This window comes from Hymenobacter lutimineralis (genome assembly GCF_008271285.1).
GTDB classification, from domain to species: domain Bacteria; phylum Bacteroidota; class Bacteroidia; order Cytophagales; family Hymenobacteraceae; genus Hymenobacter; species Hymenobacter lutimineralis.
In genome coordinates this window covers 24271-44861 of sequence record NZ_VTHL01000021.1, presented here as the reverse complement: position 1 = coordinate 44861, position 20591 = coordinate 24271, and the positions used below count along the sequence as shown (strand labels likewise).

Annotated in this window: 21 protein-coding genes; 16 read left to right on the top strand and 5 right to left on the bottom strand. The window is 59.5% G+C overall.

Going from position 1 to position 20591, the window contains the following annotated elements; translation table 11 throughout:
• Nucleotides 1–8: 8 nt before the first annotated feature.
• The 5 genes from FY528_RS17065 (at nt 9) to FY528_RS17045 (ending at nt 5252) form a co-directional block, all read left to right on the top strand.
• Nucleotides 9–461, top strand: a complete 453-nt coding sequence (locus FY528_RS17065; RefSeq protein ID WP_149072238.1) for an OsmC family protein — start codon at nt 9–11, stop codon at nt 459–461.
• Nucleotides 462–657: 196 nt separating this feature from the next.
• Complete coding sequence (locus FY528_RS17060) at nt 658–1236, top strand: biliverdin-producing heme oxygenase (RefSeq protein ID WP_149072237.1); 579 nt, start codon at nt 658–660, stop codon at nt 1234–1236.
• Complete coding sequence (locus FY528_RS17055) at nt 1233–3533, top strand: ATP-binding protein (RefSeq protein WP_149072236.1); 2301 nt, start codon at nt 1233–1235, stop codon at nt 3531–3533. Before FY528_RS17060 ends, FY528_RS17055 begins: the two co-directional genes overlap by 4 nt.
• A 24-nt stretch (nt 3534–3557) precedes the next feature.
• Complete coding sequence (locus FY528_RS17050) at nt 3558–3977, top strand: response regulator (protein ID WP_197748879.1); 420 nt, start codon at nt 3558–3560, stop codon at nt 3975–3977.
• A 9-nt stretch (nt 3978–3986) separates the two neighbouring features.
• A complete protein-coding gene (locus tag FY528_RS17045; protein WP_149072234.1) occupies nt 3987–5252 on the top strand; it encodes an ATP-binding response regulator in 1266 nt (421 codons plus the stop codon).
• 77 nt (nt 5253–5329) lie between these two features.
• Here FY528_RS17045 and serS read toward each other — a convergent pair whose 3' ends face one another.
• Nucleotides 5330–6604, bottom strand: coding sequence for a serine--tRNA ligase (gene serS / locus FY528_RS17040; RefSeq protein ID WP_149072233.1), 1275 nt, complete (start codon nt 6602–6604; stop codon nt 5330–5332).
• A 423-nt stretch (nt 6605–7027) separates the two neighbouring features.
• Between serS and rho the strand changes: the two genes are divergently transcribed.
• Entirely contained in the window at nt 7028–9061 is a 2034-nt protein-coding gene (gene rho / locus FY528_RS17035; protein WP_149072232.1) for a transcription termination factor Rho, read from the top strand.
• Between the two features lie 79 nt (nt 9062–9140).
• Here the strand turns inward: rho and FY528_RS17030 are convergent, their stop codons facing one another.
• Nucleotides 9141–9737, bottom strand: a complete 597-nt coding sequence (locus FY528_RS17030; RefSeq protein ID WP_187632169.1) for a hypothetical protein — start codon at nt 9735–9737, stop codon at nt 9141–9143.
• A 445-nt stretch (nt 9738–10182) separates the two neighbouring features.
• Between FY528_RS17030 and FY528_RS17025 the strand changes: the two genes are divergently transcribed.
• The gene (locus FY528_RS17025) at nt 10183–10842 is read left to right on the top strand and encodes a DsbA family protein (RefSeq protein WP_149072230.1); all 660 of its coding nucleotides are present in this window, start codon (nt 10183–10185) and stop codon (nt 10840–10842) included.
• 18 nt (nt 10843–10860) lie between these two features.
• Here the strand turns inward: FY528_RS17025 and FY528_RS17020 are convergent, their stop codons facing one another.
• The 3 genes from FY528_RS17020 to FY528_RS17010 form a co-directional block, all read right to left on the bottom strand.
• Nucleotides 10861–11466 carry a hypothetical protein gene (locus tag FY528_RS17020; RefSeq protein ID WP_149072229.1) on the bottom strand — a complete coding sequence of 202 codons (606 nt, stop codon included), beginning with the start codon at nt 11464–11466 and terminating at the stop codon, nt 10861–10863.
• A 70-nt stretch (nt 11467–11536) separates the two neighbouring features.
• Nucleotides 11537–12412 carry a UbiA family prenyltransferase gene (locus tag FY528_RS17015; protein ID WP_149072228.1) on the bottom strand — a complete coding sequence of 292 codons (876 nt, stop codon included), beginning with the start codon at nt 12410–12412 and terminating at the stop codon, nt 11537–11539.
• Nucleotides 12413–12468: 56 nt separating this feature from the next.
• Nucleotides 12469–13263, bottom strand: coding sequence for a class I SAM-dependent methyltransferase (locus FY528_RS17010; RefSeq protein ID WP_149072227.1), 795 nt, complete (start codon nt 13261–13263; stop codon nt 12469–12471).
• 230 nt (nt 13264–13493) lie between these two features.
• On the opposite strand from FY528_RS17010, the gene FY528_RS17005 reads away from it, so the two are divergent.
• The 9 genes from FY528_RS17005 (at nt 13494) to FY528_RS16965 (ending at nt 20561) form a co-directional block, all read left to right on the top strand.
• Complete coding sequence (locus FY528_RS17005) at nt 13494–14132, top strand: hypothetical protein (RefSeq protein WP_149072226.1); 639 nt, start codon at nt 13494–13496, stop codon at nt 14130–14132.
• Between the two features lie 66 nt (nt 14133–14198).
• Nucleotides 14199–14498 (top strand): winged helix-turn-helix domain-containing protein, encoded by a 300-nt coding sequence (locus tag FY528_RS17000; RefSeq protein ID WP_149072225.1) that lies wholly within the window; start codon nt 14199–14201, stop codon nt 14496–14498.
• Between the two features lie 65 nt (nt 14499–14563).
• Entirely contained in the window at nt 14564–16168 is a 1605-nt protein-coding gene (locus FY528_RS16995; protein ID WP_149072224.1) for a DUF4153 domain-containing protein, read from the top strand.
• 60 nt (nt 16169–16228) lie between these two features.
• Nucleotides 16229–16468, top strand: a complete 240-nt coding sequence (locus FY528_RS16990) for a hypothetical protein (RefSeq protein WP_149072223.1) — start codon at nt 16229–16231, stop codon at nt 16466–16468.
• Between the two features lie 14 nt (nt 16469–16482).
• Entirely contained in the window at nt 16483–16887 is a 405-nt protein-coding gene (locus tag FY528_RS16985; RefSeq protein WP_149072222.1) for a hypothetical protein, read from the top strand.
• 137 nt (nt 16888–17024) lie between these two features.
• Complete coding sequence (locus tag FY528_RS16980; RefSeq protein WP_149072221.1) at nt 17025–17258, top strand: hypothetical protein; 234 nt, start codon at nt 17025–17027, stop codon at nt 17256–17258.
• Between the two features lie 39 nt (nt 17259–17297).
• A complete protein-coding gene (locus FY528_RS16975; RefSeq protein ID WP_149072220.1) occupies nt 17298–17633 on the top strand; it encodes a hypothetical protein in 336 nt (111 codons plus the stop codon).
• A 69-nt stretch (nt 17634–17702) separates the two neighbouring features.
• Nucleotides 17703–18086, top strand: a complete 384-nt coding sequence (locus tag FY528_RS16970) for a hypothetical protein (protein ID WP_149072219.1) — start codon at nt 17703–17705, stop codon at nt 18084–18086.
• Between the two features lie 96 nt (nt 18087–18182).
• On the top strand, nt 18183–20561 hold the full coding sequence (locus tag FY528_RS16965; RefSeq protein ID WP_262384041.1) for a transglycosylase domain-containing protein: 2379 nt from the start codon (nt 18183–18185) through the stop codon (nt 20559–20561).
• Nucleotides 20562–20591 lie beyond the last annotated feature (30 nt).

The window sequence follows — 20591 nt, the reverse complement described above, 5'->3', positions numbered from 1 at the left end:
GCTGCTTCATGTCAAGTTCTGAGCCTTCCGTAACCCATGCCGTGCTCGTGAAAGTAGGGCCAGCCGACTTGGCTGCCGAAATCTACGCCGGCCGCCACACCTATTTGGTGGATGAGCCCGCCTCCGTAGGCGGGAATGACCGGGGCCCCACTCCCTACGATTTGTTGCTTTCGGCCCTGGGGGCGTGCACGGCCATTACCCTGCGGCTGTACGCCAGTCAGAAAAACTGGCCGCTGGAAGGCATTGAAGTGCGCTTGCACCACCGCCGGGTGCATCGACTCGATTGCGAGAAGTGCGAGTTGCCCGGAGAAATGCTGGAAGAAATACAGAAAGAGCTGCGCTTGCTGGGGCCTTTGTCGGAAGAGCAGCGAAAACGTCTGCACCTCATCTCCGAGAAATGCCCGGTGCAGAAAACTCTGACCAGCGGCTCCTTACGGGTCGTGACCGAGCTGCTCACCTAATCCCGGCTCTGGCCTATCCTTTAGTGGTTTGGGGTTAAGTAAGCGGTGACGCCAGCTACGCCATGAACCATTAATCATCTTTTCAGCCTTTTCAGGAATGAAAGCGCGGACAGAATAGCTACAGGCGCACGCAGGAGGCGTGCCTTTCCGAAAAATCACGGTTGCTATCTGCCCGGCTGCGCCCTTTATCTTTTGCATGTTGCCTTCTCAGAACCTCGATATTTTAACGCGTTTGCGGCAGCAAACCCGACCATACCACGATGCGCTGGAACAGAATACCTTTAACCGGGAGCTGGGGGCCGGACAGGTTTCGGTGGCCGCTACGGCGCATTTTCTGCGCAAAATCTACGGCTTTTTAGTGCCGTACGAGGCTCAGCTCCGGCGCCAGGGACTCGCTTTTTCGGCAGAGTGGGAGCTGCCCCAGCGTAGCCGCTCCCCGCTTATTCTGGCTGATCTGGCCAGCCTGCCCGAAGGACCATTGCCCCCGGCTTTATGTCCACTGATGCCCCCCCTCAGCACGCGCGCCGAGCTACTGGGCGCTATGTACGTGATGGAGGGCTCTACCCTCGGCGGGCAGGTGATTACGCGCCAACTGGCCCAGGCCGGCATTCCGCTGCAGCGCTACTTCCGCGGTTACGGTGAGCTGACGGGCCCCCGCTGGAAAACCTTTTGCCGCCTGCTCACCCAGGAGGCAGCCCACGTCGACCAGGAACAGCTGGTGACATCGGCGGCGCAAACATTTCAACTACTAGACGCCTGGCTGAAACAACCATGAACTACACGGACGAAAGCCTGGTGGGGGCGCAAATCACCCTTACCAATTGTGACCGGGAGCCAATTCATATTCCGGGTTCGGTGCAGCCCTTCGGCTTCCTGCTGTGCCTCGACGAAGAAACCCACCAGATTGTGCACGCCAGCGCCAATACCGGCAGCATGGTAGGACTGGCACCTGATCAGCTGCTGGGCGGCATGCTCGACCGGTTGCTGGGCTCCGAGCACTTGGCGCAGGTAGAGGCCCTCTGGCCGGCATTGGTCGAGATTCCCAAGCTGATGGGTGTACGCCTAGATGCCGTTGCCGGGCAGCCCTTCTACAAGCTCATTTTGCACCGGCACGACGACCTGATATGGGCCGAGTTTGAGCCCGTGGCCGATACGGCCGCCAGCTCCCTCGATCTGCCTACCTTGAACACCACCCTGGGCCTGATGCTGGAATCGGAAACGGTGCTGGACTTCTGCCAGCATGCCGTGGAGCAGGTACGCCAGATTACGGGGTTCGACCGCATCATGCTGTACCGGTTTGCGGAGGATGAGAGTGGAGAAGTTATTGCGGAATCAAAGCGCGCGGATCTGGAGCCCTTTCTGGGCTTGCATTACCCCGCTACCGACATTCCCAAGCAGGCCCGGCTGATGTACCTGAAAAACTGGCTGCGCTTTATCCCGGACGTGAACTATGCGCCGGCGCCGCTGGTGCCCGTGCGCAACCCCACCAGTGGGCGCCCCCCGGATATGACGTACGCCGTGCTGCGCAGCGTGTCGCCCATCCATATTGAATACCTGCAGAATATGGGCGTGGGAGCCAGCATGTCCATTTCGATTATTCAGGAGGGCAAGCTCTGGGGCCTCATCATGGGGCACCACTATTCGCCCCGGCTGGTAAGCTACGAGCTGCGCGACCTGAGCTTGTTTGTGGGCAAAACGTTTTCGGCTCTGCTAAAAAACAAGGAGCAGCACGACGACCGGGAATATCAACAGCGCATCCGCGAAAACCGGCTGCGTTTGTTTAACAAAATGACCAGCCAGGCCAACTTTATTGATGGCCTCTACAAGCAGGCGCCCACGCTGCTCGATGTGATGGACTGTGGCGGGGCAGCTATTTGCTTCGAGGGAGAAACCATTACCCTCGGCAACACGCCCACCAAGCCGCAGATTGAGGAGCTGCTGAGCTGGTTTCAGCAGCACGTGCGCGAGGACGTTTTTCACACCAATTCCTACGTGCGGCATAACCCAGCCGGGGTGGCTATCCGGGCTGTGGCCAGCGGCATCCTGGCTATTTCCCTGGCTAAGGAGCCGGGCAATTACATCTTTTGGTTCCGGCCCGAGCTTGTGCAAAGCGTAACCTGGGCGGGCCGCCAGCAAAAGGTCGAGGTGATGCGCGATGGTGAAGTGCATCTGTCGCCCCGGCAGTCGTTTGAGGCCTGGAAAGAATCGGTGGATAGCACGGCCGCGCCCTGGAAGTTCATCGAAATTGAGGCGGCCAAGGAAATTCGCCTGCACATCTCCGATATCCGGGTGAAAATCTTCAACGAGCTGCAAAGCCGGGCGTCCATGCTCAGCCGCCTGAACGCCGAGCTGGAGCGCAGCAACGATGAGCTGGACTCGTTTGCTTACGTGGCCTCGCACGACTTGAAAGAGCCGCTGCGGGGAATTCATAACTACTCCTTGTTTTTGCTGGAAGACTATGCCAGCCAGCTGGATGCCGAGGGGGTAAGCAAGCTACAAACCCTCGTACGGCTAAGCCAGCGCATGGAGGCCCTGATTGAGTCCTTGCTGCAGCTTTCCCGGGTAGGCCGCATGGAGCTGGCCGTCACGGAAACTGATATGAATGAGGTAGTGGCCGACGTGGTAGACCTGCTGCATCCGCGCCTCGAGCAAAACCAGGCCACCGTGTCGGTACGTGGGCCTCTGCCCACCTTATTCGTAGATCCGGTGCGCATTCGGGAAGTATTCAATAATCTGATTACGAATGCTATGCGCTATAACAATAAGCCCGAAAGGCAAATCGTTATTGGGCAGGCCCCGGCCGGGATCAGCAGCCCGCGTGGCCCCGTCAACCCGGAGGAGTTTGCCGTATTTTTTGTGCGCGACAATGGTATCGGGATAGAAGCTCGACATTACGATAGTATCTTTAAGCTCTTTAAACGGTTGCACGCCCCGGATAAATTCGGCGGCGGAACCGGAGCCGGACTTGCCATCGTCAAAAAAATGGTTGAAAAACACCATGGCGAATTGTGGGTCGATTCCGTTGTAGGCAAAGGCACTACGTTTTATTTTTCGCTTTCAAAAACTCTGTAGGTGGTTTCCGTTCCTCTTAGACCCGTGTTGGTAGTTGAAGACAGTACCGAAGATTTTACGGCACTGGGCAGGGTCTTTCGTAAGTATGCGCTTCAGAATCCGGTCCTGCGCTGCGAAGACGGCGACCAGGCCCTGGAATACCTGCAGGGGCGCGGTAAGCTCTCCGCCTGGCCCCAGGCCATGCCGGCCATTATCCTGCTCGACCTGAACCTGCCCGGGACTGACGGGCGCACGGTGCTGGACGTGGTAAAGCAGGACCCCTACCTGCACTCCATCCCGGTTATTATCTTCAGCACTTCCTCCAACACCAAAGACGTAGAAGACTGCTACCGCCTGGGAGCCAACAGCTACCTCACCAAGCCCATTGATTTTGCCAGCTTGGAGGAAAAAGTCCAACTCATTATTCGGTACTGGCTCCAGTCCTCGGAGCTGCCTGCGGCCTAATTGGAAGCTGTGAAAAAGATCTTACTTGTTGATGACAATGAGCAGGACCGGATGCTGTATAAGCGCTACCTCACCAAGCAAACCGGGTACGAGAGCGTAGAAATACACGAGTCCTCATCGGGGGAAGATGCCATCCGCCAGTACCGGACCCTCCGGCCCGACTGCGTGCTGCTGGATTACAACCTGCCCGATACCACCGGGCTGGAGGTGCTGGTGGGCATCAAGCAGTTTTTCCCGGCCGAAACCATGTGCATTATCATGATTACGGGTGGGGGCAGCGAAATGCTGGCCGTGCGTGCCCTCAACGAAGGCGCCCTGGACTACCTGGTGAAGCAGCAGTTCGACCAGGAGCTGCTGCTGAAGACCGTGAAGCACGCCATTGAGAAAAATGAGTGGCGGCAATACGAGGCGCGCTACCACGCCGAACTGCAGGGCGTCAACCAGCAGCTGCGCGACTCCCTGGCCGAGCTAACCGAAATCCGGCGGGAACTGGCCGAAAAAAACGCTCAGCTTACCACCGCGCACCACCAGGAAAAGTCGCACAATCAGGAACTGGATACCATCAACCAGCGGCTGGCGCGTACCAATGCCGACCTGGACAACTTTGTGTACGCCGCCTCCCACGACCTGCGGCAGCCGATTCATAACCTGCGGGGGCTTTTTGAAGAACTAAGGCGTACCGCCACTTTTCACGACCCGGAGGAGGCACATCTGCTGCAGCTGGTCGATGAATCGTTGCAGTCCCTCTCGTCCACTATCACCGACCTCGCCCACGTGGTGCAGGTAGAGCAGCTCCCCGGTGAGCAGCCCCCAGAAATGGTGGACATTGCCGAGATGGTAGCCGATATTGTGCAAACACTGCTCCCCCAAATTGTGGCCGCCGAAGCCACCGTTCAAACCAACTTTACGGCCTTGCCGGCGGTGGAGTACGTGCGCAGCAACCTGCGCACCATTCTGCTAAACCTGCTTACCAACTCCATTAAATACCGGGACCCCAACCGCGCCCCCCTGATCGAGGTGCGCAGCCTGCTAGTGCAGGGCCAGCCCGTGCTGGAAGTACAGGACAATGGCCTCGGGCTAAACCTGGAGCGGTACGGAGCAGAGCTTTTCCAGCTTTTCCGTCGCTTTCATCCGCAGGCGGGCGAAGGCACCGGCGTGGGCCTTTTCCTGGTAAACCGCCTGGTGCACGGGGAAGGAGGGCGCATTGAAGTGGAAAGCCAGGACGGCGCCGGCACCACTTTCCGGTTGTATCTGCGGGCGCCGGGGGGGCAGTAAGCTAAACAAGAAAAAGAGTGGGCCCGATGCCATGGCATCGGGCCCACTCTTTTTCGGCTCTTTATGGTGCCGGCGGGCTAGCCGATCTTGCTGAACCCGCAGTAGCTATGCAATACGGCGGGCAGGGCTATGCCATCGGCTTGCTGGTTGTTTTCCAGCAGCGCCGCCACAATGCGGGGGAGTGCCAGCGCCGAGCCATTGAGCGTGTGCAGGAGCTGCGTTTTGCCATTCTCGGGGCGGTAGCGCAGCTTAAGCCGGTTAGCCTGGTAGCTTTCGAAATTCGAGCACGAAGACACCTCCAGCCAGCGCTGTTGGGCGGCACTCCACACTTCCAGGTCGTAGGTGAGGGCGGACGTGAAGCCCATGTCGCCGCCGCACAGGCGCAGCACGCGGTAGGGGAGTTCCAGCTTTTGCAACAAGCCCTCGATGTGGCTCAGCATTTCTTCCAGCTGCGCGTAGCTGTGGTCGGGGTGGGCAATCTGCACGATTTCCACTTTGTCGAACTGGTGCAGGCGGTTGAGGCCCCGTACGTGGGCACCCCAGGAGCCGGCCTCCCGGCGAAAGCAGGGCGTATACCCGGCATTGCGAATGGGCAGAGCCTCCAGCGCCACAATTTCGTCGCGGTAGAGGTTGGTGATGGGTACCTCCGCCGTCGGAATCAAGTACAGGTTATCCTGGGCGTCGTGGTACATCTGGCCTTCCTTGTCGGGCAGCTGGCCGGTGCCATACCCGGAGGCCTCGTTTACCAGGACCGGAGGTTGAATCTCCACGTAACCCGCCTGGCGCGCCTCATCCAGAAAAAAGTTAATCAGAGCGCGCTGCAGACGTGCGCCTTGCCCCTTGTACACGGGAAAGCCGGCGCCGGCAATCTTGTTGCCCAAGGCAAAGTCAATGATGTCGTACTGTTCAATCAGCTCCCAGTGTGGCTTGGCGCCGGCAGCCAGCGTGGGCTTATTGCCTACCTCGCGCACCACTTCGTTATCGTCGGCCGAGCGGCCCTGGGGTACGCTGCTGTGGGGCAGGTTGGGAAGCTTGTACAACAGCTGCTGCTGTTCTTTTTCCACGTCTACCAGCTCCTCGGCGTGGGCCTTGGTTTGCTGCTTCAACTCGGCGGTGCGCAGCTTCAGGGTGTCAGCTTCGGCCTTGCTGCCCGCTTTCATCAGGTCGCCGATCTGCCGCGCCAGCTTGTTGGCTTCGGCCTGGGCCTGGTCGTGGGAGGTTTGCAGCTCCTTGCGGCGCAGGTCGAGGGCCAAAATGGCCTGCACATCGGCCTCGGCGGTTTTGTAGTGTTTTTTGGCGAGGCCGGCCAACACGGCCTCGGTTTGCTCTCGCAGAACGGATACTTGCAGCATAGCGGCAGAAAAGGCAGAATGGAATACGGCAAAAGTAGAGTAATGATTTTGCAGATGCAGCAGCCCCGGGCTATTTGCCGCAATTTGCCCCGCCCCCGCCAAGCCAGGGCCATAGTTTGCATCCTTGGTCGCAGTTTCTGCGTAAGCCGCATAGCCCGGGAAATCTGGCAGATGATTTGGCGGTTTGGGTGTATTACGCTAACATTGCGTTACTAAGCCAGCTGCTGACGCGGGGCCTGCGGAACAGTTTATTCTTCGCCCAGGGCCCGATTATTCTTCCAGCACCTTCCCCTTACCACCCCGTTTTTTCGCTTCGACTTTCTGCTGAGATGCGCGCCGCAGGCGTTGCACATGGTGCCCGGATAGGTCTGCATTGCGCTGTTGGCGGCTTAGCACCGCGCGTTTTCCCTCTTCCTTTTTTGTATGTACACTATTGACGAATTAAAGGACCGCCTACTTTCGGAGTTGAAAGAAGTGGCTGAACAGCTACAGGTAGGCAACTTTAAAAAGCTCAGTAAGCAGGATCTGATTTATAAGATTCTTGATCAGCAAGCCGTAACGCCTACCGAAAAGCTGCCCCAGAAAAAGGCGCCCAGCCGGAAAGCAGCCGCGCCCGAGGTGGTAGCGGCTCCCGCTGCGGTAGCCCCCGAGCCAGCACCAGTAGCCGTGGCGGCACCGGCCCCCGAGCCCGTAGCCGCTGCGCGCCCGGAAGCTGCTCCAGCCCCCGAGGCAGCAGCCGAAGCTGCTGAAGGCCCTGCCCGTCCCATTAAAGTATACCAGCGCCCCGAGCGCCGTACGCGTGCCGGCAACGACCAACCCGCGCGCAGTAACGGCCGCGCTGCTGCGCCCGCACCCGTAGCGGAAGCTGCCCCCGCGCCCACCGAACCGGTTCTTCCCGAAGTGCCAACGGCAGCCGTACCGGCCGAGGTAGCCCAGCCCGTAGCTCCGGCCGCAGTGGCTGCCCCCGAGGCCGTGGCGGCTCCGGCCGTTACGGAGGCCCCCGTGGCCCCGGCCGCCCCAACCCCGCCGGCCCCCATCATTTTTATTCCCGGCCGCGATGGGCGGGAAGTGCGGGAATACCGCAGCGACCGGCCGCGGGAGCCCCGCCCAGAGGTACCCCGCCCGGAAGCCCCCCGCGAAGGCCGGGACGTGCCGCGCGATGCCCCCCGGGAGCGGGGTGAGCGGACCGAGCAGCGCGACCCCAACCGACCCGTGCGCGACCGGGACCAACGCCGCGAAGAGCGGTTTGCCCGTGACCAGCAACGCCGGGAAGAACGCCGTGAGGAACGCCAGCAGCGCCCTGCCCAGGAGGTGCCCGCGCAGCGTGCCCGCCCCGAACTTGATATTATCATCCCTGGCGAAGGCACGCTGGAAATGATGCCCGATGGCGGCTACGGCTTTCTGCGCAGCCCTTTCTACAACTACCTGGCCTCGCCCGATGACATCTACGTGGCCCCGCAACAAACCAAGCAGTACAACCTGAAGGCCGGCGACACGGTGAAGTGCACCATCCGGCCGCCCCGGGAAGGCGAAAAATACTACGCCTTGGTAAGCGTAGAAACCATCAATGGCCGCTCCATTGAGGAGGCCCGGGACCGGGTGCCGTTTAGCAGCCTCACGCCTTTGTTTGCTGAGGAACGCCTGAAGCTCTCGACCAAGCCCACCCAGATGAGCACCCGCATCCTGGACCTTTTTGCCCCCATCGGCAAAGGGCAGCGCGGCCTTATTGTGGCCCAGCCCAAGACGGGTAAAACCGTGCTGCTGCAGGAAATTGCCAACGCCATCAGCGAAAACCACCCCGAGGTGTACCTCATGATTCTGCTCATTGATGAGCGCCCGGAAGAGGTAACCGACATGGCCCGCTCGGTGAAAGCAGAGGTACTCAGCTCTACCTTCGACGAAACGGCTGACCGCCACGTGAAAATTGCCAGCATTGCCCTCGATAAGGCTAAGCGGCTAGTGGAATGCGGTCACGATGTGGTGATTCTGCTCGACTCCATTACCCGCTTGGCTCGCGCCTACAACACCGTGCAGCCCGCCTCCGGCAAGATTCTCTCCGGTGGTGTCGATGCCAATGCCTTGCACAAGCCCAAGCGCTTTTTTGGCGCGGCCCGCAACGTGGAAGACGGCGGCTCGCTCACCATCATTGCCACGGCCCTGATTGATACCGGCTCCAAAATGGACGAGGTAATCTTTGAAGAGTTCAAGGGTACTGGCAACATGGAACTGCAGCTGGACCGCAAGCTGGCCAACAAGCGCATTTTCCCGGCCATCGATGTGCCCGCATCGGGTACCCGCCGCGAAGACCTGCTCATGAGCAAGGATGAACTGAACCGCATCTGGGTGCTGCGCAAATTCATGTCGGATATGACGGCTTCCGAAGCTATGGAGTTCCTGAAAGACCGCATGAAAGGCACCCGCGACAACGAGGAATTCCTGATTTCCATGAACGGCTAAAAACCTAGCTTCCCTTAAGCACAAAGACCCGCACCAATTCAGGTGCGGGTCTTTGTGCTTAAGGGAAGCTGGCGGAGTATTAAAAATTGTACAGCAGCTCTCGTAAGTTATAATCAGGAATGCCAGGGGTGTAGGGCGGATAGAACCGGCCGTGGCGGGAATACAGCCCGTAGATGAAGGTGCTGGGCCGCGAGTAGAATATTTCGTAGCCCGCGGCCGGGGGGTGCTGCCAGCGAATCTGGCGGTTCTGCTCAAATACCGCGTTCATGCTGGCCAGGGAGTACGGCTGCCGCTGCCCGTCCAGCGCCAGCCAGGGGTTGTTGGAGTCAACCACCAGCCAGCCGCGCTTGGTCAATACTTCGGTGGTAGCGTGACTGGCCACCTCCAGCAACGGAATTTTTTCGAGAGCCGAGGCACCCGGGTCCTGGGCGTACAACGCCACATGCCGGGTAGTAAAACCGGCGTTCATGAAGATTTTCTCCAACACCCGGCTTCGGTCGTAGCAGATGCCGGAGTTTAGCAAAAATAGGTTCTTCGGCTCCCGGGCCTGATTGTAGGGGATGGGAATGCCGGTAGTAGAGTGGGAGAGGATGGACAACTGGGCCGCGTGCAGAAAAACCAGTTGCTGCTCGTAACTCATGGCATCGGCGCGGGTTGCGGGCGTGTCTTTCAGCAAGAAGCTAATGTACCGTTGGTCCTCTTGCGTTACCTTTTTCTCAACGTTATAAAAGCGAAGCAAGAGCAGTAACAAAACCAGGAACGCGACGCCTGCCATCAGCCAACGCAAACGCTTCGGCCGCTTGCCAATAGCTGGTGATTGGGACGTTCCCAAAGTTGCTTGTGACATAGACACTATGTAGAAAAGAAACGAATAGGAAGGGAAATTGAAGGTGTTGCTCTGCCTTCAACGCGAAGAATTGGCAAACGTATACCTGCTCCGCATTTTTGGCTGGGCGGTAAAAGCCGGATCCGGCTTGGTCCCTCAACTGTTTTTGTATGAAAAGAGTGCTATAGAACTATAAGAAGTTCTATAGCTGAGCTTCCCGCTAGCTTCAGGTGGCCCGAGTATCTTTGCTGCTGGTTATCCCGAAATCAAGTGCTTCTTTCTTTTCGCAGTTCTTATGCCTTCGTCCACCCCTGATTTACCCGAGCTTCTTTACCTCTTCGACCCCCTCTGCGGCTGGTGCTATGGCATGACGCCCGTGGTGCAGCAGATTCAGGGCACGCTGGCCGGGCAGCTGCACGTAACCATTCTCAGCGGCGGAATGATAACCGGCGAGGATGTGGGCCCCATTGGCAGCGCATGGCCCTACATAAGCCAGGCTATGCAGCAGGTAAGCCAGGTAACGGGTGCCTCGTTCGGGGAAGCTTTTCAAGCTGTGGGGGAGCAGGGCCAGCAGGTGCAGGATTCGGAGCCGCCCAGCCGCGCACTGGCGGTTTTTCGGCAGCTGGATGAGCGGGAGCAGGCCGTGAATTTTGCGCATGCCGTGCAGGAAGCCTTGTTTCAGGATGGGCAGGATCTAAATCTACTCGACACCTATGAGCCCCTGGTCACGAAGCTGGGCGTAAGCTGGCCAGAGTTTTTGCTTCGGTGGGAGCTGCCCACCAGCCGGCAGGCCGTGCAGCAGGAGTTTGCAGCCGTAGCTCGCCTGGGGGTGCAGGGCTTTCCCATGTGCATCCTGCGGGTAGGCTCCCAGGGCTACGTGCTGGCGCGGGGCTACCAACCCTATGCCACCCTCCTCGACGGTATCCAGCAAGCCCTGGCGCAAGCCGCGGAGTAGGCCCGCCACGAGCCTTGCTTAACCGCCCGTGCTGGGCAAGCGCACAACCTGCTTGCGCAGCGACGACCAGGCTATGCGGCGCTGCTCTTCCTTGCCTACCAGGTAGCGGAAGTACACGGCATCCGGACGCTTGCGCAGGTCTTCCCAGGCAGCCTGATCAGTGTCGGCTGGGGCGGCTTCCGTGGCTGCTGCCGCGGGTTTTCCGAACTGTTTATCCGCGAAAAACTCGTCCATTCTTTTTCGGATAAAAGCTTCCCGCTCAGCCTTGGAAGCGGTGGGTCCCGTCATGCTATACACTAGCGAGGCTTCCAGATCGGCCGCTTGCAGCACTTCGCGGAAGATGGTCGTGCCGTCGGCGGCCGTGATGGTGAAAGTGGCTTCGCCCGTGGTCAGGTCGGTGCCACGGAGGGCAAGCATGAACAGGTCGGGGTGGCCCGGGGAAGAAAAGTCGTGCCGGTGGCGCACAACTTTCAGCGTGTCGGCCTGGGCCGATATGCTCGGGGCCCGGGTAGTATCCAGGGGTTCGGTCGGGTTCGGGCTCGTGGTTGAGGACGTTTGCTCGGAAGCGGGGCCCGAGCAGGCTGCCAGCAGGAGCGCGGGCAGTACGAGAAGAAGAGTGCGCATCGCAAGTAAAGTGAACTTAACCTGGACAGCGTACGCAACAACGGCTGAGGGGTTAGCTACAGGCACGGCTCTAAGGCCACAACAGAATAGCAATAAAGGCCGCACTCATGCACAGCGACGACACCTGGTTCATCTGCATGGTGTGCTCGAAGTCGGCGGCTTCGGGGGAGGCCCACACCTGGTAAGCCCAACGACTGAACAGGGCTACTACCGGGCCGGTAGCAACAACAAACAGCAGCAGGTGCAGGAGCTCGGCCCGCCACCAGTACACCACCGCCAGCAAAGCCGCCCCCAGCAGTAAACTCACCCCTGCAAATACAAAAGTGCCCCGGATACCCAGCCGCAGACTGAGCGTGTAGTCGCCACGCCGGGCATCTTCGGCGTGCTGGTACACCTGGGTGAGCGGGTAAGAGCCGCAGAGAAAGATGCTGCTGACCAGTGCCAGCAGGCAATTAGTCGGCTCGAACAGCGCCTGGGAAGTAGCCCCTACGCCTACCTGCGTCATCCAGAAAGTAAAAGCCCCCTGAAAAAGAATAACCACCCCCGTGCTCAGGAGCGGGTATTTTTTCAGGCGGATGCCCTCGTAGCTATAGGCCTTCGAAACCAGCAGGTACACCACCACCAACACGCCAAACTCCCACCGCAGCCAGAAGGCCCCGGCAACGGCGGCCGCATCGAATAGCCAGACGAGGTGAATGAGCTCCTGCGACACTTTGGGCGGATGTTTCAGCCCACCAATGCTGCCCTCATCACGGTCGTAGTAAGAGTTGTATCCGTTGGAGGCCGGGTATACCAGCCCATGGATGAGGAGGAACACGGCCAAAGCCCGCCCCACGCTGAATGGCTCCCGCAGGGCGCTTAGCCCAAACCAGTACACTGGCATCAGGTACACGGAAAACGGAATACGCAGCAGCGGCAGCGCACGGCGGTAAGCAGCAACGGACATGGGACTAGCTGACAAACGAATCTACCTAAGCGGAAAAACCTCCGGCAAGCTACGGCTTACGCCACAGACTGCGGCCAGCCTATCAGGTAGGTTACCCGGGGCCCCCAGCGGTGGCGCACCTTGCCCGCCTGCCATTGGTAGCGTCCGGTGGGGTCGGCCCGATGGGCCAGGGCCAGCAGGTCCTCGGGTGGGTACATCCGGAGGATCGAAACGCACCCATCCCAGATAGTACACAGCGGGATAAGCGGCAGCAGGTAAGTAAAAACCAGGCGGCTAAGGCGAAAAGGTCGGATAAACGGCGTGATGCACAGCTGGGCTAGCGGCAGCACTGTGCAGGCCAGCACCAGTTCCAGCCAGTGCTTGGCTGCGCCCTCGAATACGCCAATGCCGCGGCCCGCCTCCACTGCGTTGCGCAGCAACGCTTCGGCGGCAGAAGGGGGGAAGTGGTGAAAAGCCGAAAACACTGCCCTGAACCCTTCCAGGTCAGCCGGCACCTGTAGCGCATCAACGGCTTGTGGCTCGAAGCTGATGGCACCCTGGGTTTGGGTACGCACATGCGTCCAGGCGGCCGACTGCGGGTATAAGTCGGTGAGCTGGATGCGGGCGGCCGGCATACCAGCCGCGTGCAGGGCGGCCAGCACGTCCTCGGCGCCGCCACCTGCCCCGGCGCACAGCTCCAGCACCTGGGTTTGCTGGGTGCGGCGCATGCCTTCGGCCAACAGCGGAACGATGGGACGGTAGGTGTGCAAATGCGTAATCATGAAGCGCAGATAGTCCATCATGCCGGCCCGCACGACGACCGGAAACCAGGCCAGATCCTCAAATTCAAATAGTTGCAGGCGAATGCGCATCGAAAAAGCTGAAAATCGGCATCAGCAGTGCGGCTGAGCGGGCGAGTATACGTACATCCGGTAAGGGCAGGATTGAGAAAAGAGAAGGAAACCGGACGGGAATATTACGTTATTGGCTTGCTTTCCCCGTTATAGCCTTTGCACCGGTCGTCCAGTAGGGGAGAAAATCCGGGAAAGGTTGGAATTTTCAAGAATTACCTATTGCTTTGTAAAGCAAAGTACTTTTATTTATGATGAAGCCTACTGTCGACCCGCTGGCCCAGCTCACGGAAATACGCACCATTATGGAGCGCTCCTCCCGCTTTATTTCGTTGAGCGGGTTATCGGGCGTGGGAGCGGGGCTCGTGGCGTTGGCCGGGGCGGGCATCGGGCACTGGTATCTGCGCGGGGAGTATGGCCCGGGGGGATTTCTGCACCTGCTGGAGAGTACGGCCGCGGAGCGGTTGCGCTTGTTGCCGTTCCTGGTACTACTGGCTGGCGGCATGGTGGTAGCGGCGCTGGTGGTAGCCTGTTTCTTCACCATTCGGCGGGCGCGGGCGGCCGGGCAGCAGCTTTGGGGAGCCCTGGCGCAGCGCCTGGCGCTGAGCCTGGCTATACCCTTGGTGGCGGGTGGGGTGTTTTGCCTGGCCTTGTACTGGCAGGGCGCTACCGGCCTGGTAGTCCCTGGGCTGTTGGTGTTCTACGGCCTGGCGTTGCTCAATGCCAGCAAGTATACCCTGGACGAAATCCGTTGGTTGGGGCTCACTCAAGTAGTGCTGGGCCTGGTGACCATTGCGCTGCCTGGCGCCGGCCTGCTTATGTTTGCCCTCGGTTTTGGGCTGGGGCATATTGGCTACGGCTTGCTGATGTACTCACGCTACGAGCGGTAAGCCCGCCGCATCACACCTTCCTTTTCTACTTCATAGGGCGCTGTTCCAGCCCCGAATATCAACTCCTTGAAACACCTCATTCACACGCTCAATAAGGCTTTCGACCACCGCGTACGGCTGGGCGTCATGGCCGTGCTCATGGCGAATGAAGTTGTGAGCTTCACGGAGCTGAAAGAAGCTCTCGACTTGACTGATGGTAACCTGGCCAGCCACGTGGCAGCCCTGGAGAAGGCTGGCTATGTAGCCGTCAGCAAGCAGTTTGTGGGTAAAAAGCCGAATACCACTTACGCCGCGTCTGCGGAAGGGAAAGAGGCGTTCCAGGCGCATTTGCTAGCCCTGGAAAAGCTGTTGCGTAGCGGCAGCTAAATTTTTTTGTCTTTAAACTTTGTAACACAAAGTACTTTTAATATCTAAACCCGACACAGTTGCTTATGTACCCCACGTCCTTGCTTAATTCCGCGGCTACTCCCAACGAAGCTGCCGCATCAAAACTGGCGCTGACAACCCTGCAAAAGCTGGCTATGCCGGTTGGGGCCCTGCTATTTGATTTGCTGTTCTGGCAGGAGCGGGCCGGCCTCAATATGTTGCTCTACACTGTGGTTGTGGTGCTGGCCACGGCGGCCGGGCGGCCGCACTACGCCCCACAGTGGCGCTCGGGGTATGCCTGGCTATTGTTGCTGGGCACTTTGGGCAGCGCCGTGCTGGTGGCCTGGTATGGCTCGGGGGCAGCCATTTTGGCCTGTTGGGTTTCCTTAGCAGGCTGGCTTGGCTACTTGAATCAGCCCCACTTGCGGCTGGTAAGCAATGCCCTGCTGACGGCCCTGGTCAACGCGGCGCATGTGCTTATGGCTTTGCCCATGCTGGTGCGGATGCCCACCAATGTGAGTGGGCAGCTTGGGCGCTTCTGGTTTTATGCCCGGCTCCTGGTAGTGCCTCTTATAACCCTGTTCCTGTTCCACGTACTCTTCGTGGTAGCCAACCCCCAGTACGAAGCCTTGTCGGAGCGGGCCCTGGCTGCGCTGAGCGAGTGGCTGGTGGCGTTATTTAGCCGTTTTTCGCTGGCTCATGTGCTCTTTTTCGTGGCGGGGCTGGCCCTCACGGCGGCGGTGCTGCTTTTCGTGCCCGTGCACTATTTCGCGGATCGGGAGTCGCGCTTCGGGGAGTTTGTGCAGCGCAAGCGCGACCAGGTGGCGTCTTTCAGTGTGCGCCGGCCCGATTTTCGGCGGCAGGAGCGCGGCAGCCTCGACCTGCGCAAAGAGTTTCTGGTAGCGGCAGGCCTGCTGGGGCTCGTGAATGTGCTGCTGCTGGTCGTCAATATCATTGACGTGAACTGGATCTGGTTTGGATTTGTGCGGGAACCGGGCTTCGACCTCACGCAATTCGTGCATGAGGGTACTTACGTGCTTATTTTCAGCATTCTGGTGGCCATGAGCATTCTGTTGTGGTTTTTTCGCCGCAACCTCAATTTCTACCGTCCCGGTCTGCCGCTGCTGCGGGTGCTGGCCACGGTGTGGGTGCTGCAAAATGCCGTGCTGGCCGTTTCGGTGGGGCTGCGCAACTACTACTATATCCTGTACACGGGACTAGCCTACAAGCGGCTGGGCGTGTGCTTTTTCCTGCTGCTGGTACTGTTTGGGCTCGGCACCTTGCTGCTGAAGATCTGGCAGCGCCGCTCGGCTTTCTCCCTGGTGCGCCTCAATAGCCTGGCGGCCTACGCCGTACTGCTGCTGCTGGCGGCCGGCAACTGGGAGGTATGGATAGCGCGCTACAACCTGCGCCCGGCGCTGCGCAACGTGGACTATGGCTTTCTGCTGGCCATGCCCGACCGGGTGCTGCCTACGCTGGTTGCGCACGAGGGGGAGCTAGGCCAGCACCAGCTCCAGCACGAAATCTACGACGGCACGCACCAGTTCCTGAGTGAGGCTGATGCCCGTACGCGCCTGCACAAGCGCCTCCGGCAGTTTAGGGCGCAACAGCAGCAACGCCACTGGCCCAGCTACACCTGGGCCGATTGGCAGGCTTATCAGGCGCTGTAGTGGCTAATCATAGCCTGAACTTTTCCGTCAGCTCTATTTACTTCTGCAACTCCTCCTTCCATGTTCCTCCAATTTGCCCTTACGCTGGTAGGCCTGCTCGTGTGCGCCGGCGACATTGTGGCCCTGGCTACGCTGCTCACCTGGCAGGAGCGGGCCGCCGACCCTGGTTCCCGCCGTCAGCGCCTGCTGACGGGGGTAGTACCACTCAGCAGTGTGCTGCTGCTTCTACTACTGGGCCTGATGTTTTTCCTGTTGGTGCTTTGGTCGCCGGAAGGGGGCAGTAAGCTGGCCAGCTACTAAGTCAGCTTTCGGCCATGAAACCTTTGCAAATAGACGCTTTAAAGTCGGGGTATCAGCCCCGCCCACTGGCTCTGCCGTCGGCGGGCCGGGCCCTGAGCGTGCTGGTGGCAGCCGGCGCCGTGCTCTGGGTGTGGTGGATGCTGCCAGACCTGTGGCCAACCGCAACTCAAAACGCGGTCTGGGTGTGGTGGCCGGGGGCGCTGCTGGGGGTGCCACTGGCAAATTTGGCGGTGTTTCTGGGAGCTACCCGGCCATTGGGAGCCAACCTGACGACGCGGCCCGCCAGCCTGGAGCTAAAGCATCTTGGGGTGCTGATGCTTTGTGGGCTGTTTCACTTGTTCACCTTCCTTCCCTGGTTACTCTGCCTGGCTTTTTACCTGCTTTTCGCGCTGGATGGCCAGCCCTTGCTGACTCTGTAGCGGCAAGCTGCCCCGGGAGAGGCCGTTAGGTGTGAGCTGTAGCCAGAGAAGGGAAATCTGCCTGGCGGGTTTTTAAGTATGTATAGTCCCTGTACGGCTCTTCAGGCTGTGCAGCCTCACACTTCCCGCCCTTCTCCATGCTATTGCAACTATTTCTAACCCTGCTGGCCCTGCTGATGGCTATGGGGAGTATTGCCGCGCTGGCTATGCTGCTATCCTGGCAGGAAACCACTGCCTCCGACTGCCGCATCCGCCTGCTGACCACCGTAGTGCCGGGCGTAAGTGCCTTGCTGCTGTTTCTGCTGGGGCTGGCGTTTGGCTTGTTCGTGCTGTGGTCACCGGCGGGGGAGGCTTGGGCCGCGCAGCTCTAAGGTCAGCCAGTTTTTCTTTGTTCCAAGCGCCACGCTGCCATGAGTCGTCTGCCAGAAATAGCTAACCGGGCCCTGCGGCTGGTGCCTGCCCCGCTGTGGTGGGTGCTGGCAGCCTTGGTATTGGCTATGGTCAGCACCGGGCTGAGTGAAGAGCTATGGTTGCATACGCCCGCGGCAGTGCCCGTGGCGCGAATGGTGGCCAAAGTGTGCCTGGTGGCCTTGCCTGTACTGGGTGCCTGGTGGCTCTGGCGGATAGCGGGAAGTATTGCGCATAGGGGCTGGCGTTGGCTGGCCTATGCGGTGGTAGTGGTAAGCACGGCCATGGCCACCCTGCTGGCTTTGCTGGGATGTCTGGCCTGGGTTTGGTGGCAGTAGAAGCGGGGCCTGGGGTAAGCAAGGATTTTTCCTTTTCTTACAAACGCTTACTGCCCAACCTTCCACCCGATGGCTCGAAAAGCGTTATTGCTCTTGCTCGTCTTTTCCTTGCTGCTGGAAGCTGCCCTCACCTTTGCAGGGTTCTTGCTTCCTGATCTGGTGCTTACCAAGTTCGGGGTAGTGCCCAGTTCCGATACGCGGTTCATGGCCTTTGCTATGGCTTGGCTGCTGCTGTTGGTTACCTTGGTTTGTGGCCTGGCTTTGTACTGGACGTGGAAACGCCACCCTGGCTATGCCCCGCTGGGCTATGTGCTGGGTCTGTGGTGGGTGGGCATTGGCCTGGGGCTGTACCTGGGCTACGGGCGGCTCGATAACCTCGTGCTGGATACCGGTAAGGGCTTATTGTTGGTATTGGCCACGTGGGGCAGCCGCCTGCGCGAGCGTACCAACTGATTTGCCGGCGGGCTGTGCCGCTGGGCTGGCCCTAACTGGTATATTTGCGTTTCCTGTAGCCGCCGGCTGGCGTGGCTGCTGCTTAATCTGCTTTGCATGCCCGCACGTACCTCGTCAAAAGCTACTACCCCCACCGGCCCTGGCCGGCGCTGGCCCAATATTCTGACGCGCTTTATCTGGGGCTTTTTTGTGGTAGGCCTGGGCGTATTTCTGCTATATCCCATACTGGTGAGCATCAACTTCCTGTTTTTGTTTGGGAAGTCGCCGAGCTTAGAAGAGCTGGAAAATCCCAAAGTAGAGCAGCCTTCAGAAGTATACACCTCCGACGGGGTAATGATTGGCCGGTATTTCCGCGAAAACCGCGCCCCCGTGCCCCTGCAGGAAATGTCGCCGTGGCTGGTGAAGGCCCTGGTAGCCACCGAAGACGTGCGCTTCTACGACCACGCCGGCATCGATCCTAAAGCCATTGCCCGGGCTGTATCGGGGGTGCTTACGGGCAGCAAGGGTGGTGGGGGCTCTACCATCACCCAGCAGCTGGCCAAAAACCTCTACAAAATCCGGCGGGCGGGCAATACCGGGCTTCTGGGGCATGTGCCGGTCCTGAGCACCGTCATCAACAAAACCAAGGAGTGGCTAACGGCCGTGGAGCTGGAACGCCGTTATACCAAAGAAGAAATTCTGCGGCTCTACCTCAACACCGTCGACTATGGCTCCCAATCCTACGGCATCAAGGTAGCCGCCAAAACGTTTTTCAGCACCACGCCGGCGGGCCTGCAACCCGAGCAGGCGGCTATGCTGATAGGAGCGGTGAATGCGCCCACTACCTACAACGCCCGCTTTCACCCCGAAGCGGCCAAACGCCGCCGCAACCTGGTACTGGAGCGTATGCACCAGGCCGGCTATCTTTCCAAAGACAGCGTACAGCTGCTGCAATCCCGGCCCATTGCATTGCAATACCAGGTAGAAAAGCACGTCGATGGGCCCGAAACGTATTTCCGGGGCGCCGTTAGTCAGTTTGTGAACGACTGGTGCAAGAAGAACGGCTACGACCTGTACCGCGACGGACTGAAGGTGTACCTCACCATCGACTCGCGTATGCAGGCCCACGCCGAAGAAGCCGTGCACAAGCGCATGAAAGTGCTGCAACGCTCCTTCGACAACTTCTGGCGCAACCGCGACTCCAACCCTTGGGTAGATGAGGACGGCAACGAAATTCCCAACTTCATCGAAACGCAGATGAAGCGCACCGACGCCTACAAGGAATTGGTAGCGCGCTACCCCGGCCGCCCCGATCTGGTAGACTCCGCCCTGCACCGTAAACGCCCCATCAAGGTGTTTACCTGGAAGGGCGACGGGGATACCACGCTTGTCATGTCGCCGCTCGATTCGCTGGCATACTACAAGCACTTCCTGCACGCCGGCATGATGACGATGGACCCCTTCACCGGGCAGGTGAAGGCCTGGGTGGGCGGCCTCGACTACAAGTTTTTCAAGTACGACCACGTAAAGCAGGGCAAGCGGCAGGCCGGCTCCACCTTCAAGCCTTTCGTCTACCTCACCGCCATCGACAATGGTTACACGCCCTGTGACCGGATCCGGGACCAGCGCGTAACCATCAACTACGTGGAAGATGGTAAGCCCATGGAGTGGAAGCCCGATAACGTGACGCGGGAATACACCGGCAGCAACATGACGCTGCGGCACGCCATGGCCCGCTCCGTAAACTCCGTAACGGCTCAACTCACGGAGCTGGTCGGCTGGGAGAACGTGGCCAAGTACGCGCACAAAGTGGGCATCAAAAGCAAGCTGCTGCCCGTGCCCAGCATCGGGCTGGGTTCGGCCGGGGATGTAAGCGTGTACGAGATGGTGAATGCCTACGGCACTTTCGTCAACCAGGGCTTCCGTACCGAGCCCATGTTCATCACCCGCATCGAAGACCGCAACGGTAACGTTATCAAGCAATTCGACCCTCAGCAAAAGCGCGTGATTTCGCCGGAAACGGCCTGGCTGATGCTATACATGCTGCGTGGCGGCATGGACGAGCCCGGCGGGACTTCACAGGCCCTGTGGGAATACGAGCTGTGGAAAAAGGACAACCAGATCGGCGGCAAAACCGGCACCACGTCCAACTACTCCGACGGCTGGTACATGGGCGTCACTAAGGATTTGGTGACGGGCATCTGGGTCGGCGGCGAAGACCGCAGCATTCACTTCTTCCGCACCCAACAGGGCGAGGGTGGCCGCATGGCACTGCCCATCTTCGGTACCTACATGGAGAAGCTCTATCAGGACAAAGACCTGGATATTACCATGGGGCCCTTCCCGAAGCCTATCGTTAAAATCAGCAAGAAGTACGTGTGCTACACCGAGGAGCCGCGCCGCCGCCGCGAAGCCGTAGCCATTGACACCATTGCGGCCGACAACCTGCTTGAGCAAATCAATAGCGGCGCCATTGCCGTACCAGATAGCTTGTAGATTATTGGGAGAGCCGTTGTGGGAAACCCG

Bases quoted from the DNA above. Each gene is read 5' to 3' on its own strand.
- FY528_RS17020 (WP_149072229.1), bottom strand. From the start codon at position 11,466: ATGCGCACTCTTCTTCTCGTACTGCCCGCGCTCCTGCTGGCAGCCTGC.
- FY528_RS16975 (WP_149072220.1), top strand. From the start codon at position 17,298: ATGAGTCGTCTGCCAGAAATAGCTAACCGGGCCCTGCGGCTGGTGCCT.
- FY528_RS16985 (WP_149072222.1), top strand. From the start codon at position 16,483: ATGAAACCTTTGCAAATAGACGCTTTAAAGTCGGGGTATCAGCCCCGC.
- FY528_RS17065 (WP_149072238.1), top strand. From the start codon at position 9: ATGTCAAGTTCTGAGCCTTCCGTAACCCATGCCGTGCTCGTGAAAGTA.
- FY528_RS17055 (WP_149072236.1), top strand. From the start codon at position 1,233: ATGAACTACACGGACGAAAGCCTGGTGGGGGCGCAAATCACCCTTACC.
- FY528_RS17060 (WP_149072237.1), top strand. From the start codon at position 658: ATGTTGCCTTCTCAGAACCTCGATATTTTAACGCGTTTGCGGCAGCAA.
- FY528_RS16980 (WP_149072221.1), top strand. From the start codon at position 17,025: ATGCTATTGCAACTATTTCTAACCCTGCTGGCCCTGCTGATGGCTATG.
- FY528_RS17015 (WP_149072228.1), bottom strand. From the start codon at position 12,412: ATGTCCGTTGCTGCTTACCGCCGTGCGCTGCCGCTGCTGCGTATTCCG.
- FY528_RS17010 (WP_149072227.1), bottom strand. From the start codon at position 13,263: ATGCGCATTCGCCTGCAACTATTTGAATTTGAGGATCTGGCCTGGTTT.
- FY528_RS16965 (WP_262384041.1), top strand. From the start codon at position 18,183: ATGCCCGCACGTACCTCGTCAAAAGCTACTACCCCCACCGGCCCTGGC.
- FY528_RS17005 (WP_149072226.1), top strand. From the start codon at position 13,494: ATGATGAAGCCTACTGTCGACCCGCTGGCCCAGCTCACGGAAATACGC.
- FY528_RS17025 (WP_149072230.1), top strand. From the start codon at position 10,183: ATGCCTTCGTCCACCCCTGATTTACCCGAGCTTCTTTACCTCTTCGAC.
- FY528_RS16995 (WP_149072224.1), top strand. From the start codon at position 14,564: ATGTACCCCACGTCCTTGCTTAATTCCGCGGCTACTCCCAACGAAGCT.
- FY528_RS16990 (WP_149072223.1), top strand. From the start codon at position 16,229: ATGTTCCTCCAATTTGCCCTTACGCTGGTAGGCCTGCTCGTGTGCGCC.
- FY528_RS16970 (WP_149072219.1), top strand. From the start codon at position 17,703: ATGGCTCGAAAAGCGTTATTGCTCTTGCTCGTCTTTTCCTTGCTGCTG.
- rho (WP_149072232.1), top strand. From the start codon at position 7,028: ATGTACACTATTGACGAATTAAAGGACCGCCTACTTTCGGAGTTGAAA.
- serS (WP_149072233.1), bottom strand. From the start codon at position 6,604: ATGCTGCAAGTATCCGTTCTGCGAGAGCAAACCGAGGCCGTGTTGGCC.